The sequence below is a fragment of the Pseudomonas sp. B14(2017) genome, assembly GCF_002113255.1.
GTDB lineage: Bacteria > Pseudomonadota > Gammaproteobacteria > Pseudomonadales > Pseudomonadaceae > Aquipseudomonas > Aquipseudomonas putida_Z.
Window position 1 is genome coordinate 155,727 of record NZ_NEJY01000002.1, and the last position, 14,370, is coordinate 170,096.

A 14,370-nucleotide genomic window follows, 5' to 3' on the forward strand; every position below is an offset into this window, starting at 1 on the left:
TGGCCCTATCGCCGGCAAGCCAGCTCCCACAGGATCATCATAGGTTCGAAGGCCTGTGCAATACCTGTGGGAGCTGGCTTGCCGGCGATGAGGCCAGTACAGGCAGTACAAGACTGCTCCCACAGGTTGGCCTGCTCCTGAGCTTGATGCTGGCCTTGTGGGAGCTGGCTTGCCGGCGATAGGGCCGGCACTGGCATCCGCTGATTACCCAACTATCGTTAATGTTTCCTTAATGGGAAGCTTACAGAATACATATCGGATTTCTCGATAATCCAAAGCAATTTTTTACGCTTTTATTCGATGCGTTACGCGTTAGTCTGTGCACAGCTTTCACGGGGAAACACGTCAACATGCAACTGCGCAATTCATCTTCTCGCTACGGCGTGGTCAGCATCGTCCTGCACTGGGGCGTGGCTCTGGCAGTCTTCGGCCTGTTCGGCCTGGGCCTGTGGATGGTCGGCCTCGACTACTACAGCCCTTGGCGCAAGGCCGGCCCGGACCTGCACAAGAGCATCGGCCTGGTGCTGCTGGCGGTGATGCTGCTGCGGGTGGTCTGGCGCTTCATCAGCCCGCCACCACCGGCACCGGCCAACCACGGCGCACTTACCCGCCTGGCAGCCAAGTTGGGCCACCTGGCCCTGTACCTGGGGCTGTTCGCGGTAATGATTGCCGGTTACCTGATTTCTACCGCCGACGGTGTCGGCATTCCGGTGTTCGGCCTGTTCGAAGTGCCGGCACTGGTCAGCGACCTGCCCGACCAGGCAGACCTGGCTGGCGTGATTCATCTCTGGCTGGCCTGGGGCTTGGTGATTTTTGCCGTGCTGCATGGCTTGGCAGCGCTCAAGCACCATTTCATCGACCGTGACGCGACCCTGACCCGCATGCTGGGCCGCAAAGCTTGACTCTCAACCTCAATTGCATAGGAAGGAAGTAAGGATGTTGAAAAAGACTTTTGCCGCTCTGGCGCTCGGTACCGCTCTGCTCTCCGCCGGCCAGGCCATGGCTGCCGAGTACAAGATCGACAAGGAAGGCCAGCACGCGTTCGTTGACTGGAAGATCAGCCACCTGGGCTACAGCTTCATTCACGGTACCTTCAAGGATTTCGACGGCAACTTCACCTGGGACAGCGCCAAGCCTGAAGCCAGCAAGATCAACGTCGACCTGAAAACCGCCAGCCTGTGGTCGAACCACGCCGAGCGTGACAAGCACATTTCCAGCGCCGACTTCCTCGATGTGAAGAAGTACCCGGAAGCCAAGTTCGTCTCCACCAGCGTCAAGTCGACTGGCGACAAGACCGCTGACGTGACTGGCGACCTGACCATGCACGGTGTGACCAAGCCGGTCACCTTCAAGGCCACCTTCAACGGTGAAGGCAAGGACCCATGGGGCGGCGAGCGCGCTGGTTTCAACGCCACCACCACGCTGAACCTGAACGACTTCGGCATCAAGGGCCCGGGCGCTACCTCGCAGACCCTGGACCTGGATATCAGTGTTGAAGGTGTGAAGCAGAAGTAATTCTTACCTGCTGAAAACTGAGGGGGCCGCTTTGCGGCCCTATCGCGACACAAGGCCGCTCCTACAGGGAATTACGTAACCCTGTAGGAGCGGCCTTGTGTCGCGATAGGGCTGCGAAGCAGCCCCCTCGGTGCTTCTGTCAGCCCTTGCGGGTCAACAGCGCCGGGCGCTCGCCGCGCGGGCGGCTCGGCAGGTCATCCAGTTGCTCTGGCGTCGGATAACGGTCGAGCTTGGATTCCTTGCGGATGATCACTGGCTGTTTTTCCGGCTGGCGCGGGTTGCGCACGGCCGGTTCCTGCCGGGCAGCATCGTCACGGGCCGGGCGACCACGGCCACCACCATCACGACGGGCGCCGCCACCATTGTTGGCGCGGGCCGGACGTTTCTCGCCGCCACCGCCGCCGCTGCGCGGCTGGCCGCTATTGCGACCCTGGCCACCGGCGTTGCTGCGCTGGCCATTACCCTGGGCCTGACCTTGGCCGGCATTGCCACCCGGGCGGCGATTGCGGCCCTGGTTCTTGCCCTGGTACGGGCTGACATAGTCGGCACGGTTGCCGAAGTTGTCGATATCGTCGTCCAGGAACTCTTCAGGATCACGGTCGGCAGGCACTTTCGGCACGCTGCCGTTGCTGGCCTGCTGTTGCTGCTGGCGCGGCTTCTTGTCACGCGGCTTGCGTTGCTGCTGTTGCTTGTCGCCGCTCTTTTCCTTGTCGGCCGGCTTGTCAGCAGCCTGTTGCTTGGCCTTGCCTTTATCCTTGCCCTTGTCCTTGCGGCCGCCGTTGGCGTCTTTGCCGCCTTCGCCGCGGGCCTGCTGGTTGCGGCCACCACGGCCGTTGTTCTGCTGGCGTTCGCGTACTTCAGGCTTTTCGGCCTCTACCTGGCTGGCGTCGAAGCCCATCAGGTCGCCGTCCGGGATCTTCTGCCTGGTCACCCGCTCGATGCTCTTGAGCAGCTTCTCTTCATCCGGCGCGACCATGGAAATGGCCTCGCCCGAACGCCCGGCACGGCCGGTACGGCCGATACGGTGGACGTAGTCTTCCTCGACGTTCGGCAGCTCGAAGTTGACCACGTGCGGCAACTGGTCGATGTCCAGGCCACGGGCGGCGATGTCGGTGGCGACCAGCACGCGCACGCTGTTGGCCTTGAAGTCGGCCAGAGCCTTGGTGCGGGCGTTCTGGCTCTTGTTGCCGTGGATCGCGGCGGCGGTCAGGCCGTGCTTTTCCAGGTACTCGGCCAGGCGGTTGGCGCCGTGCTTGGTGCGGGTGAACACCAGTACCTGTTCCCAGGCACCCTGGGTGATCAGGTGCGCCAGCAGCGCGCGCTTGTGGCTGGCGGGCAGGCGGTAGACGCGCTGCTCGATACGCTCGACGGTAGTGTTCGGCGGGGTGACCTCGATACGCTCCGGGTTGTGCAGGAGCTTGTCGGCGAGGTCGGTGATGTCCTTGGAGAAGGTGGCTGAGAACAACAGGTTCTGGCGCTTGGCCGGCAGGCGGGCGAGGACCTTCTTGACGTCATGGATGAAGCCCATGTCGAGCATGCGGTCGGCTTCGTCCAGCACCAGGATTTCCACGTGGGCCAGGTCAACCTTGCCTTGGCCGGCCAGGTCGAGCAGGCGGCCCGGGCAGGCGACCAGCACGTCCACACCCTTGGCAATGGCCTGGATCTGCGGGTTCATGCCGACACCGCCGAAAATGCAGGCGCTGACCAGTGGCAGGTCACGGGCATAGACCTTGAAGCTGTCATGCACCTGGGCTGCCAGTTCGCGGGTCGGGGTCAGGACCAGCACGCGAGGTTGGCGCGGGCCATGGCGCTGCGACTTGTCGGGGTGGCCGGCCGGGAACAGGCGCTCGAGGATCGGCAGGGCGAAACCGCCGGTTTTACCAGTACCTGTCTGTGCGGCGACCATCAGGTCGCGGCCTTGCAACACGGCGGGAATCGCCCGCTGTTGCACGGGGGTCGGCTGGGTGTAGCCCGCAGCCTCGATAGCGCGGACAAGAGCCTCGGAGAGACCGAGGGAAGCAAAGGACATGGGCAATCCTGTTCTCGTGTGGGCTGGGCCCGTTTGGGATGTTCTGCCTGGCGCGACGGGCATCGGAGGGATGCGATCGCGTCCGGTCCAGCTGGGCTTTCACTGCACATCCGGTTAGCGGAGGGTGGACGCGAAGGCGCGTCGATGCCGATCGGGATGCCTGTTGCGAGGCCGAGCGTCCGGGCGTGAGCCGGGCGGGAAGGCCCGAGTATAACAGAGCTATCGCGCTGTGCTGCTTTCCTGCTGCTCAACGGCGTTGAGAATGTTTCCGATGTCGCCTGTGTAGCGGTTGCTGATCGCTGCATAGGCCGGTTCCTGCTTGAAGCGCCGCAGTTCCGCGGCGAAGGCCTGGGCCAATGCCTCCCGCCCCGGCTTGCGCGCCAGCCCCAGGTACTGCGCCTGGCGGCTTATCACCAGCGGCAGCTCCTCGACCTGCTGTTGCAGGCCCAGATGCCGCAGCAGGTATTGGCCGACCCTGCGGTCGGTGATTGCCAGGTCGATGCGGCCCAGCATCAGTTTGCCGAAGTTGGCTTCATGGGTAGGCGCGGCTTCGCGCCTGAAATGTACGGCCTCGTTGAACGCGGCACCATAGGCGTAGCCGGGTGAGGTGCCGACGGTGAGGCCGGCAAGGTCATCCAGCGCCTTGACGGCATGGCGACGTGCGCTGGCCTGGAACAGGACGAACTCGACCTCCGACATGGGCTCGGGGGCGTACACCAGGTAAGGCTGGCGTGACTCGGTCTGGAAGATGTCCATGATGCCGTCGGCCAAGCCCTGCTCGATCATTGCCAGGCAGCGCTTCCATGGCAGGAACTCCCACTCCACCTCGACGCCAAGGCGTTCGAACACCTGGGTGGTGACTTCGTAGTCGATGCCGCGCGGCTGGCCGTCGTGCTGGTACGCATAGGGTGCCCAGTCGTCGGTCACCAGGCGCAGGCGCTCGCCCTGGGCCAGCGGGCTCAGGCAGGCGAGCAACAGGATCCAGAACAGACGGGCGACGTGTGGCATGGCCGGAGATTACGCGCTCGGCCGTTGCATGGCCAGAGCCCCGAAATTGAACGCGGCAATTGCCATAATCGAGTACTTAAAGGCATGCGCGATCCCTGTGGGAGCGGGCATGCCTGCGAACACCGGCGAAGCCGGTGCCATCCACCGCGTCGCCTGATTCGCGGGCATGCCCGCTCCCACAGGGGTTGCGCAAGGCAGTGGTTCTGGGTGCCTCAGCCGTGGGAGGTGCGCAGCAGATGCGCTTCGATATCCTTGCGCCGCTCGCCCAGTGACAGGCGCAACCCCGGGTGACGCAGGCACTGGCGCAGTTGCTCGGGCTCCATGTGGCCATGGCGGGCGTTGAGGTTTTCCAGGGCCTTGTCCCACCAGGCCGGCGCGCAGGCACGGTCGAACTCATTGGGGTAGGGGTAGCAGCCATACAGCAGCTCGCGGGCGAACTGGCGCTCGTGGCTGGGCAGGGTCATGCTCAGCGCCTTGTAACCCAGGCGTTGCAGGGCCGGCGGCCGTGGCAGCTGGTCATTGACCAGGGACACGTCGGCCAGCGCCGCGTGGCTCAGCGGATCATGGCCGTGCTTGCGCAGCCAGGCCTGGATCTTGGCGCGGAACTGCGCCTTTCGGCTCCAGTAGTGGTGGATGACATCTGTGCATTCGGCCAGCTCCAGCGTGCGGTAGGCTGCCACCGCCAGGCAGAACTCCTCGAGGGTATAGGCCTCGCGAGCCAGGGGGTGGAACTCGTCCATCATGGCGATGGAGCGGTCCAGGGTGCCGGCGTCTTCGGCGCTGAGGCCGATGACCCCGGAGTTGACCAGTGGCATCTGGCAATCGGCCAGGCCCCTGGACTCAAGGATGGCCAGCAGGTTCTTGTACAGCAGGCACTTCTGGTTGCTGCCGTAGCGCGCACCGATGGCATTGCACAGCAGGCGGCCTGGGGCCACCCGGGCAAACAGCTCCAGCGGCGATTTGCGGAAGAAGGTGTCGGTGTCGATCAGCACTGCCAGCGGGTGTTGCTGCAGCACCTGACGCAACAGCACATGCTTGCTGCGAAAGTGATAACCGTGAGGGGCGTTCCATGCCTGACGCGTGGCTTCGTCCAGCAGGTGTACGGTGACCGGCAGGCCGGCATAGGGCTGCGGGTTGTCGGTGTAGACCTGGATGTCCATGGCTTCGCCTGCTGCCGTGCCCAGATGGGCGAGGGCGCTGACGATGCTGAAGCAGGCTTCCTGATGGTAGGTTGCCGGGCCAAAAGCCAGGTAGACGAGCTGTGGACGCGATGGCTGGAGGGGCTGCATGGCAGGCAAGACCTGTGTAACCGGAAAATGAATAAGGCTTTAGTCTATGACCAAAGCCTTAATCAAATCTTAAACAGATTTTGCAAAAAATTTCAGCGCGGCAGCTTCAGATTGTTCCAGATCGCCAGGCTCGGCTCGGCCTGGTTCAAGGTGTAGAAGTGCAGGCCCGGTGCGCCGCCTTGCAGCAGCTGTTCGCACATGCGGGTGATCACTTCTTCGCCGAATGCCTGGATGCTGGCGGTGTCGTCGGCATAGGCTTCCAGCTGCTTGCGGATCCAGCGCGGGATCTCGGCGCCACAGGCGTCGGAGAAGCGCGCCAGCTTGCTGTAGTTGGTGATCGGCATGATGCCGGGTACCACCGGGATGTCCACGCCCAGCTTCTGCGCGCGCTCGACGAAGTAGAAGTAGCTGTCGGCGTTGAAGAAGTACTGGGTGATGGCGCTGTCGGCACCGGCCTTGACCTTGTGCACGAAGTTGGCCAGGTCAGCCTCGAAGTTGCGGGCCTGGGGGTGCATCTCCGGGTAGGCGGCCACTTCCAGGTGGAAGTGATCGGCGGTTTCTTGGCGAATGAATTCGACCAGGTCGCTGGCGTAGCGCAGTTCGCCACTGGCCATGCCCATACCCGATGGCAGGTCGCCACGCAGGGCGACGATGCGCTTGATGCCTGCAGCCTTGTATTCGGCCAGCAGGGCGCGCAGTTCGGCCTTGGTGTCGCCTACGCACGACAGGTGCGGTGCGGCAGGTACCTTCACTTCGCTTTCCAGCTGCAGCACGGTGTTCAGCGTGCGGTCGCGGGTCGAGCCACCGGCACCGTAGGTGCAGGAGAAGAAGTCCGGGTTGTAGGCGGCCAGCTGGCGGGCGACGCCCATCAGCTTTTCATGACCGGCATCGGTCTTGGTCGGGAAGAACTCGAAACTGTAACGGCGTTCCTGGGACATCAGGCGTTCCTCTGGCAGCAAGCTTCAAGCGGCAGGCTGCAAGTAAAAGCCAGATCGGTTATGGCCGGCCTGGCTTGGGCATCGTTCAAGATCCTTTATGCTTGAGCTGCAAGCGGCAACGGCATGGTCTGCCTTTGATTGCCGCTTGAAGCTTCAAGCTGGCCGCTTAGTAGCGGTAGGCGTGCGGCTTGAACGGGCCTTCGACGGTGACACCGATGTAGTCGGCCTGCTGCTTGGTCAGCTGGGTCACCACGCCGCCGAAGCCGCGGACCATTTCCAGGGCCACTTCTTCGTCGAGCTTCTTCGGCAGTACTTCAACGGTCAGGCGCTCGGCTTTCTTCTCGGCCGACAGGTCGGCGAACTTCTGCTCGAACAGGAAGATCTGCGCCAGTACCTGGTTGGCGAACGAACCGTCCATGATGCGGCTTGGGTGGCCAGTGGCGTTACCCAGGTTTACCAGGCGGCCTTCGGCCAGCAGGATCAGGTAGTCGTCGTTCTGCGGGTCGAAGCTGCCAGCGCCGGTGCGGTGGATCTTGTGCACCTGCGGCTTGACCTCTTCCCAGGCCCAGTTCTTGCGCATGAAGGCGGTGTCGATCTCGTTGTCGAAGTGGCCGATGTTGCACACCACGGCACGCTTCTTCAGCGCCTTGAGCATGTTGGCGTCGCAGACGTTGACGTTACCGGTGGTGGTCACGATCAGGTCGATCTTGCCCAGCAGGGCCTTGTCGATGCTGGCTTCGGTGCCGTTGTTGATACCGTCGATGAACGGCGAAACCACTTCGAAACCGTCCATGCAGGCCTGCATGGCGCAGATCGGGTCGACTTCGGTGACCTTGACGATCATGCCTTCCTGACGCAGGGACTGGGCCGAGCCCTTGCCCACGTCACCGTAGCCGATAACCAGGGCCTGCTTGCCCGACAGCAGGTGGTCGGTACCACGCTTGATGGCGTCGTTCAGGCTGTGACGGCAGCCGTACTTGTTGTCGTTCTTGCTCTTGGTAACCGAGTCGTTGACGTTGATCGCCGGGACTTTCAGCTCGCCCTTGGCCAGCATGTCCAGCAGGCGGTGCACGCCGGTGGTGGTCTCTTCGGTCACGCCGTGCACGCGCTCCAGCACTTGCGGGTACTTCTTGTGCAGCAGCTCGGTCAGGTCGCCACCGTCGTCGAGGACCATGTTGGCGTCCCATGGCTGGCCATCCTTGAGGATGGTCTGCTCCAGGCACCACTCGTACTCTTGCTCGGTTTCACCTTTCCAGGCGAACACCGGGATACCGGCGGCGGCGATGGACGCGGCGGCCTGGTCCTGGGTGGAGAAGATGTTGCAGGACGACCAGCGCACTTCGGCACCCAGGGCAACCAGGGTTTCGATCAGCACGGCGGTCTGGATGGTCATGTGGATGCAGCCCAGGATCTTCGCACCCTTGAGCGGTTGCTCGGCCAGGTACTTGCGACGCAGGCCCATCAGTGCAGGCATTTCCGATTCGGCGATGATGGTTTCGCGACGACCCCAGGCGGCCAGGGAGATGTCGGCGACTTTGTAATCGGTAAAACCAGCAGGCATGTTTGCAGCGCTCATGAGAGCCTCCATTCGTAGTGTGCGAATGGGCGCCGTTGTGCGTTAAGCGCCCGCGAGAGCGAGCAACGCCCCATCCGAGCCTGACAGGCCTAGCCTGCTGCAGCGCCCCTCGGACGGGTGGCGGGCATGGCGCCGCTGTGGGCGGCCATGTGAAGCGGCGGAGATTATAGCCGCGCCCGCCGGCTTGCCCAAGGTTTTCTGTCGATTAATCGCGACGATAGTCGATGTTCAATGGAGCGACAGCGGCCGCTCTGCCATCATTGCTACACGTTAGCCAAGCAGGTCAGGAGTACAGATGAACTTTCATACCCGCAAGTGGGTTAAACCCGAAGACCTCAACCCAAACGGCACTTTGTTCGGTGGCAGCCTGTTGCGCTGGATCGATGAAGAGGCGGCGATCTACGCCATCGTCCAGCTGGGCAACCAGCGCGTGGTGACCAAGTACATATCGGAAATCAACTTCGTCAGTGCCTCGCGCCAGGGCGACATCATCGAGCTGGGCATCACCGCCACCGAGTTCGGCCGCACCTCTATCACCCTCAAGTGCGAAGTGCGCAACAAGATCACCCGCAAGGCCATCCTCACGGTCGACAAGATGGTCTTCGTCAACCTTGGCGAGGACGGGCTGCCGGCGGCGCATGGGCGGACCGAGATCAAGTACATCCAGGACCAGTTCCCGGATTCTGCAGTGGAATGAACATTCTGGGGCTGCTTTGCAGCCCATCGCGACACAAGGCCGCTCCTAAAGGGGAATGCAATCTCCTGTAGGAGCGGCCTTGTGTCGCGATGGGTCGCAAAGCGGCCCCTGCATTCTCAAGGCTGGACGCTGACCTTGCGCACCACCCGCCCGATGCTCAACCCCTGCACCAGGATCGATGACAGCACCACGATGTAGGTGATCGACAGCAGCAGGTCACGCTCCTCGCCCAGTGGCAGCGACAGTGCCAGGGCAACCGACACCCCACCGCGCAGGCCACCCCAGGTCAGCACCCGTACCGTGCCCTTGGGCACCGGGCGCCAGCGCCGCAGCAGCACGATCGCCGGGGCCACGGTCAGCAGCCGCGACAGCAGCACCGCCAGTGCCAGCACGCTGCCGGCCGCCAGGTGCATCCAGTTGAATGGCAGCAGCAACAGTTCCAGGCCGATCAACGCGAACAGCAGGGCGTTGAGCATGTCGTCGATCAGTTCCCAGAAACCGTCCATGTAGCGACGGGTCATGTCGTTCATGGCCAGGTTGCGCCCCAGGTTGCCGATGATCAGCCCGGCCACCACCATGGCGATCGGTGCCGAAACGTGCAGTTCGTAGCACATCGCCGAGCCGCCGATGACCAGCGCCAGGGTCAGCATCACTTCCACCTGATATTGCTCGACGCTCTTGATCATGCGGTAGGTGGCGTAGCCGATCAGGCCGCCGAACACCACGCCGCCGATGGCCTCGCGGGCGAACAGGATCGCGGTGTCGGTCATGCTCGGCGTCTCGCCCAGCTGGATGATGCCCAGCAACACGGTGAACACCACCACCGCGGTGCCGTCGTTGAACAGCGACTCGCCGACGATAGTGGTTTTCAGCGGTTTGGAGGCATTGGCGGTACGTAGCGCGCCCAGCACGGCAATCGGGTCCGTGGGCGAGATCAGCGCACCGAACAGCAGACAGTAGATCAGCGGCACCTGCCAGCCGAACAGGGCGAACACCCAGTGCGACAGGTAGCCGATGACCACGGTGGCAATCAGTACGCCGACGGTGGCCAGCAGGCCGATGGGCCAGCGGTAGCTGCGCAGGTCGGAGAGGTTGACGTGCAAGGCGCCGGCGAACAGCAGGAACGCCAGCATCCAGTGCATCAGCAGGTCGTTGAAGTCGATCTGGTTCATCAGCCCTTCGACGCGCGCTTCCAGGCCAGGGAAGCCGATCAGGCTCAAGCCCTGCAGCATCAGGGAAAACAGCAGCGCCGTGACCATCACGCCGATGGCAGGGGGCAGGCCGATGAAACGGTAATTTACATAGGTGAGGAGGGTGGTAAGGCAGATAAACGCGGCAACTAGTTCAAGCATCCCGAATCCTGTAACAGTGGCTTCCAAGTCGTAACCCGAATGGCTCGGGCAGTTCTTTGATGACCTGGCGCGGGGTTCGGGACACAGGGTTTGACCGGATTCGTTTGAAACGTTCCCATCCAAGGGGGCTGCTACGCAGCCCTATCGCCGGCAAGCCAGCTCCCACATGTACTGCATCAACCTTGAAAGCGACGCGGTCGAGGTGGGAGCTGGCTTGCCGGCGATTGGGCCGCACAGCGGCCCTCGAACGCTATATAGTCCCAGCCATAAAAAGCCACAAGGATAAGAAGGCGTGCTGGCAACTTCCCTGGTGTTGGTCGCTGCCCTGCTGCATGCGACCTGGAATACCCTGATCAAATTCAGCGGCGAGCGCCTGCTGGTGATCGCCAGCATGGATACGGTGGCGTTGGCCTTCGCGGTGCTGGCGGTGCCCTTCGTCGAGGTACCGCCGGCCAACATCTGGCCCTGGCTGCTGGCGTCGGCGCTGGCCGAGCAGCTGTACCGCTTCCTGTTGATCCAGGCCTACCGCGTGGGCGACCTGGGGCTGGTCTATCCTCTGATGCGCGGGCTGTCGCCGCTGGTGGTGCTGGGGCTGACCCTGGCCTTTGCCGGCGAATCGCTGAGCCAGCAGCAGATCATCGGTATCCTGCTGATCCCCTGTGGCATGGCCTGCCTGTTGTGGCAGGGCGGTGGCGGTGACCGGCTGCCCTGGTCGATGCTGCCGGTGGTTGCCCTGATCGGCCTGTGCATTGGTTGCTACACCTGGTTCGACGGCCAGGCCGTGCGCCTGTGGGGCAAACCCTGGGATTACCTGGTGTGGCTGACCTTGCTCAGTGCCTGGCCGTTCCCGTTGCTGGCCAGCGTCGCGCGGCGTGCGCCGTTCGTGTTGTTCTGGCGCCTGCAGTGGCGCCTGGGGCTGGCAGTGGGGCTGTGTGTATTGCTCAGTTACGCGCTGGTGCTGTGGGCCATGCACCTGGGGTCGGTGGCCGAAGCGGCGGCGTTGAGGGAGTTGAGCGTGATCCTGGTGGTGCTGCTGGGCATGCGCTACCTGAAAGAACCTTTTGGCGGACCGAGACTCCTAGCTTGCGGGCTGGTGTTGGCCGGCATGCTGGTAATGAAGCTTTGACCCGAAGACTGAACAAGGAGTCCTGTCCATGACTGTTGCCCTGTGGTGCATCCTGATCGCGCTGCTCTTGCCGCCACTGTGCGCGTTGATCGCCAAGGCCGGTAGTGGCCGCTTCCGACTGCGCGACAACCACGACCCGCGTGCCTTCCTGGATACCCTGTCCGGGTTGCCGCGGCGCGCGCATGCTGCCCAGCAGAACAGTTTCGAGGCCTTCCCGGCATTTGCCGCGGCGGTGCTGGTGGCGGATATCGTCGGCAATGCCGAGCAGGTGACCCAGGATGTGCTGGGGGTGATGTACATCACCAGCCGGCTGCTCTACATCATCTGTTACCTGGCCGACTGGGCCATGCTGCGATCGCTGGTGTGGTTTGCCGGGATGGCGATGATCGTGGCCTTCTTCGTGTTTTCCATCTGAGACCGCGTCGCCTTCTTCGCGGGCATGTCGGACCGCCGCACCGCCGCTCTCACAGGTACATCACAGCCCTTGAATCCTGTGGTGTACCTGTGGGAGCGGCGGTGCGGCGGTCCGACGAGCCCGCGAAGAATCCACCGCCGATCAAGGCACTTTCGGCACCTCAGGCAGCGGCTTGCCCTTGGGCCACAGCATCCAGATCTGCCCCTGTTGCTTCATGTTCCCGGCCAGTTCTCCGGCTTGCGGCCCGGTGCCCCAGAACAGGTCCGCGCGCACCTCGCCGGTAATTGCCCCACCGGTATCCTGAGCCCCCACCGGGCGTACCACCGGCGTACCGTCCGGGCGAGTGGTGGATAGCCACAGCAAGCTGCCCAGCGGAATCACCTTGCGGTCGATGGCCACGCTGTAGCCAGCGGTCAGCGGCACGTTCAGCGAACCCCGCGGCCCTTCGTTGCTGTCCGGGCGGGTGCTGAAGAACACGTAGCTGGGGTTGCTGGCGAGCAGTTCCGGCACCCGCTGCGGGTTGGCCTGGGCCCAGGCATGAATGGCGCCCATGCTCACCTCTTCCTTTTTCAACTGGCCCTGTTCCACCAGCCAGCGCCCGATCGGTCGGTAGGGGTGGCCGTTCTGGTCGGCGTAACCCAGGCGCAGTTGGCGGCCATCTTCCAGTTGTACCCGGCCGGAACCTTGGATCTGCAGGAACTGCAGGTCCATCGGGTCGGTCAGCCAGGCCAGCACCGGTGCCTTGACGCCGTCACGGTTGATCACCTCGGCGGTGTCGTAAGGCTTTAGCACCCGGCCATCGAGGCGACCGCGCAGGCGCTTGCCCTTGAGTTCGGGGTACACGCTGGCCAGGTCGACCACGATCATGTCGTCGGGGATGCCGTAGACCGCCACGTGGTTGGTTGCCGATTGGCTCAGGCTGCCAGGGTAGACCGGTTCGTAGTAACCGGTGATCAGGCCGTTGGCATTGTTTTCGGCCGAACGCAGGCCGTATACCTGCAGGTTCTGTTGCAGGAAGGCGCGCACCTGCAAGGCATTGTCGGGCACGCTGGTGGCTGCTTCGCAGGTGCTGGCCCAGACGGTGTCGCGCTTGAGCTTTTCACAGCCGTTGCGCCAGGCCTGGAAGCCCGCCACCAGGTCGCTGTCGCTGACGGCAGGCAGGTCCTGCCAGGTGGCATTGGCGTAGGTGGCGATGGCATGGGGCTCAGGTTTGGCGCTTTCGCCACCGTTGCAGCCGGCCAGCAGGGCCAGCGCCGGGAGTGTCCAGGCCAGATGGCGCAGGGCAGATTTCATGAGTACGTTCCTGTCATGGGTGAACACGGATATTCGCCCCTGTTTTTATGTGGCTATTGGTCTTTGGCCGCTGGGCAGCGATACTGGCCGCCCATTTGCGTAGGCCGAAGTGACCGTGATGTTGAAGCGATTGACCGTTGTTCTGCTGGCAGCACTGGCCCTGGGTGGTTGTGATCGGGTTGACCCGAACTCCCCGCTGGGCAAGCGCAAGGTGATCTTCAAGGACATGCTCAAGACCAGCGAAGACCTGGGCGGCATGTTGCGTGGGCGGTTGCCGTTCGACGGGGTGAAGTTTGCCGACGGTGCGCTGAAGCTGGACAACCTTTCGCACCAGCCCTGGCAGCACTTCCCACAGGCGCGTGATGGTGGCGACAGTAGCGCGCGTGCCGAGGTATGGGAGCGTCAGGCACGCTTTCATGACCTGGCCCGGCAGCTGGAAGGCGTCACTGGCGAACTGGTCGATGTCACCCGCAGCCAGCCGCTGGACGCTGCTCAGCTGAAGGTGCCGATGGACAAGGTCGAAGCGGCTTGCAAGGCCTGTCATTCCGAGTTTCGTAATCATTGATGGCCTGTTGCGGCCTCATCGCCGGCAAGCCAGCTCCCACAGGTATCACGCTGCCCTTGAGTGCAATGCAGTACCTGTGGGAGCCGGCTTGCCGGCGATGAGGCCAGTAAAGGCAACGCAGTATTCGAATCTCTGTCAGCGATCCAGATCTTCCACCGCTTCCTGCAGTTCCTTGCGCGACTCTGCCAGCTTGTCCTTGCGCTTGTTGATCTTCTCCGAATCGCCTTTCTTCTCGGCTTTCTTCAAGTCCTTTTCCCGCTGCGCCACTTCGTGACGGGCGTCGAGCACCTTCTGCTCACGTTCCTTGCGCAGGCCGGCATCGGTGCAGTTGTCGACCCCTCGCAGTGCCTCTTCAAGCCCCGCGGCCTGATCGTTGTTGCCGTGGTCACGGGCAATCTTCAACTGGTTCTCGATGGCGCTACGCTTGGCGGCGCAACCGGTCAGGCCGGCATCCGGCTGGGCGGCTGGTACGGCGCCAGCGGCCAGGCCCAGTGTCGCGAGCAGGAAAAGGGTCGAAATACGTTTCATGAAAAGCCTCCTTGACGGGGCGGGGCAGCAAAAGTTGGG

General features: G+C 63.2%; 14 protein-coding genes and 1 riboswitch. Of the genes, 6 read left to right on the top strand and 8 right to left on the bottom strand.

All coding sequences use genetic code 11. The features are described 5' to 3' along the window. Positions 1-350 precede the first annotated feature (350 nt). A complete protein-coding gene (locus tag CAG34_RS02640) occupies positions 351-902 on the top strand; it encodes a cytochrome b (protein WP_025340898.1) in 552 nt (183 codons plus the stop codon). A 34-nt stretch (positions 903-936) separates the two neighbouring features. Next, on the top strand, positions 937-1,515 hold the full coding sequence (locus CAG34_RS02645; RefSeq protein ID WP_075046586.1) for a YceI family protein: 579 nt from the start codon (positions 937-939) through the stop codon (positions 1,513-1,515). 139 nt (positions 1,516-1,654) lie between these two features. Here the strand turns inward: CAG34_RS02645 and CAG34_RS02650 are convergent, their stop codons facing one another. From CAG34_RS02650 to ahcY, 5 genes are all read right to left on the bottom strand, one after another. After that, positions 1,655-3,544, bottom strand: coding sequence for a DEAD/DEAH box helicase (locus CAG34_RS02650; RefSeq protein ID WP_170929253.1), 1,890 nt, complete (start codon positions 3,542-3,544; stop codon positions 1,655-1,657). 219 nt (positions 3,545-3,763) lie between these two features. After that, positions 3,764-4,552: an ABC transporter substrate-binding protein gene (locus CAG34_RS02655; RefSeq protein WP_085587817.1), complete on the bottom strand. Its 789-nt coding sequence runs from the start codon at positions 4,550-4,552 to the stop codon at positions 3,764-3,766. A gap of 212 nt (positions 4,553-4,764) precedes the next feature. Beyond that, on the bottom strand, positions 4,765-5,841 hold the full coding sequence (locus CAG34_RS02665) for a hypothetical protein (protein WP_085587821.1): 1,077 nt from the start codon (positions 5,839-5,841) through the stop codon (positions 4,765-4,767). Between the two features lie 92 nt (positions 5,842-5,933). Next, the gene (gene metF / locus CAG34_RS02670; protein ID WP_025340893.1) at positions 5,934-6,779 is read right to left on the bottom strand and encodes a methylenetetrahydrofolate reductase [NAD(P)H]; all 846 of its coding nucleotides are present in this window, start codon (positions 6,777-6,779) and stop codon (positions 5,934-5,936) included. A gap of 166 nt (positions 6,780-6,945) precedes the next feature. After that, positions 6,946-8,355 (bottom strand): adenosylhomocysteinase, encoded by a 1,410-nt coding sequence (ahcY, locus tag CAG34_RS02675; RefSeq protein WP_025340892.1) that lies wholly within the window; start codon positions 8,353-8,355, stop codon positions 6,946-6,948. A gap of 20 nt (positions 8,356-8,375) precedes the next feature. After that, positions 8,376-8,472: riboswitch (S-adenosyl-L-homocysteine riboswitch) on the bottom strand. A 178-nt stretch (positions 8,473-8,650) separates the two neighbouring features. Here ahcY and CAG34_RS02680 point away from each other — a divergent pair. Beyond that, positions 8,651-9,052 carry an acyl-CoA thioesterase gene (locus CAG34_RS02680; RefSeq protein ID WP_003257757.1) on the top strand — a complete coding sequence of 134 codons (402 nt, stop codon included), beginning with the start codon at positions 8,651-8,653 and terminating at the stop codon, positions 9,050-9,052. A gap of 116 nt (positions 9,053-9,168) precedes the next feature. On the opposite strand, the gene CAG34_RS02685 is transcribed toward CAG34_RS02680, so the two are convergent. After that, positions 9,169-10,404: a sodium:proton antiporter gene (locus CAG34_RS02685; protein ID WP_085587823.1), complete on the bottom strand. Its 1,236-nt coding sequence runs from the start codon at positions 10,402-10,404 to the stop codon at positions 9,169-9,171. A 292-nt stretch (positions 10,405-10,696) separates the two neighbouring features. On the opposite strand from CAG34_RS02685, the gene CAG34_RS02690 reads away from it, so the two are divergent. Then, the gene (locus CAG34_RS02690) at positions 10,697-11,530 is read left to right on the top strand and encodes an EamA family transporter (protein ID WP_025340890.1); all 834 of its coding nucleotides are present in this window, start codon (positions 10,697-10,699) and stop codon (positions 11,528-11,530) included. 28 nt (positions 11,531-11,558) lie between these two features. Beyond that, positions 11,559-11,945 (top strand): MAPEG family protein, encoded by a 387-nt coding sequence (locus tag CAG34_RS02695; protein ID WP_085587825.1) that lies wholly within the window; start codon positions 11,559-11,561, stop codon positions 11,943-11,945. A gap of 141 nt (positions 11,946-12,086) precedes the next feature. Here CAG34_RS02695 and CAG34_RS02700 read toward each other — a convergent pair whose 3' ends face one another. Continuing rightward, a complete protein-coding gene (locus tag CAG34_RS02700) occupies positions 12,087-13,238 on the bottom strand; it encodes a murein transglycosylase A (RefSeq protein WP_085587827.1) in 1,152 nt (383 codons plus the stop codon). A 118-nt stretch (positions 13,239-13,356) separates the two neighbouring features. Between CAG34_RS02700 and CAG34_RS02705 the strand changes: the two genes are divergently transcribed. Continuing rightward, a complete protein-coding gene (locus CAG34_RS02705; RefSeq protein WP_085587830.1) occupies positions 13,357-13,803 on the top strand; it encodes a cytochrome c in 447 nt (148 codons plus the stop codon). A gap of 135 nt (positions 13,804-13,938) precedes the next feature. On the opposite strand, the gene CAG34_RS02710 is transcribed toward CAG34_RS02705, so the two are convergent. Continuing rightward, positions 13,939-14,331, bottom strand: coding sequence for a DUF1090 domain-containing protein (locus tag CAG34_RS02710; protein ID WP_085587832.1), 393 nt, complete (start codon positions 14,329-14,331; stop codon positions 13,939-13,941). Between the last annotated feature and the right edge of the window lie 39 nt (positions 14,332-14,370).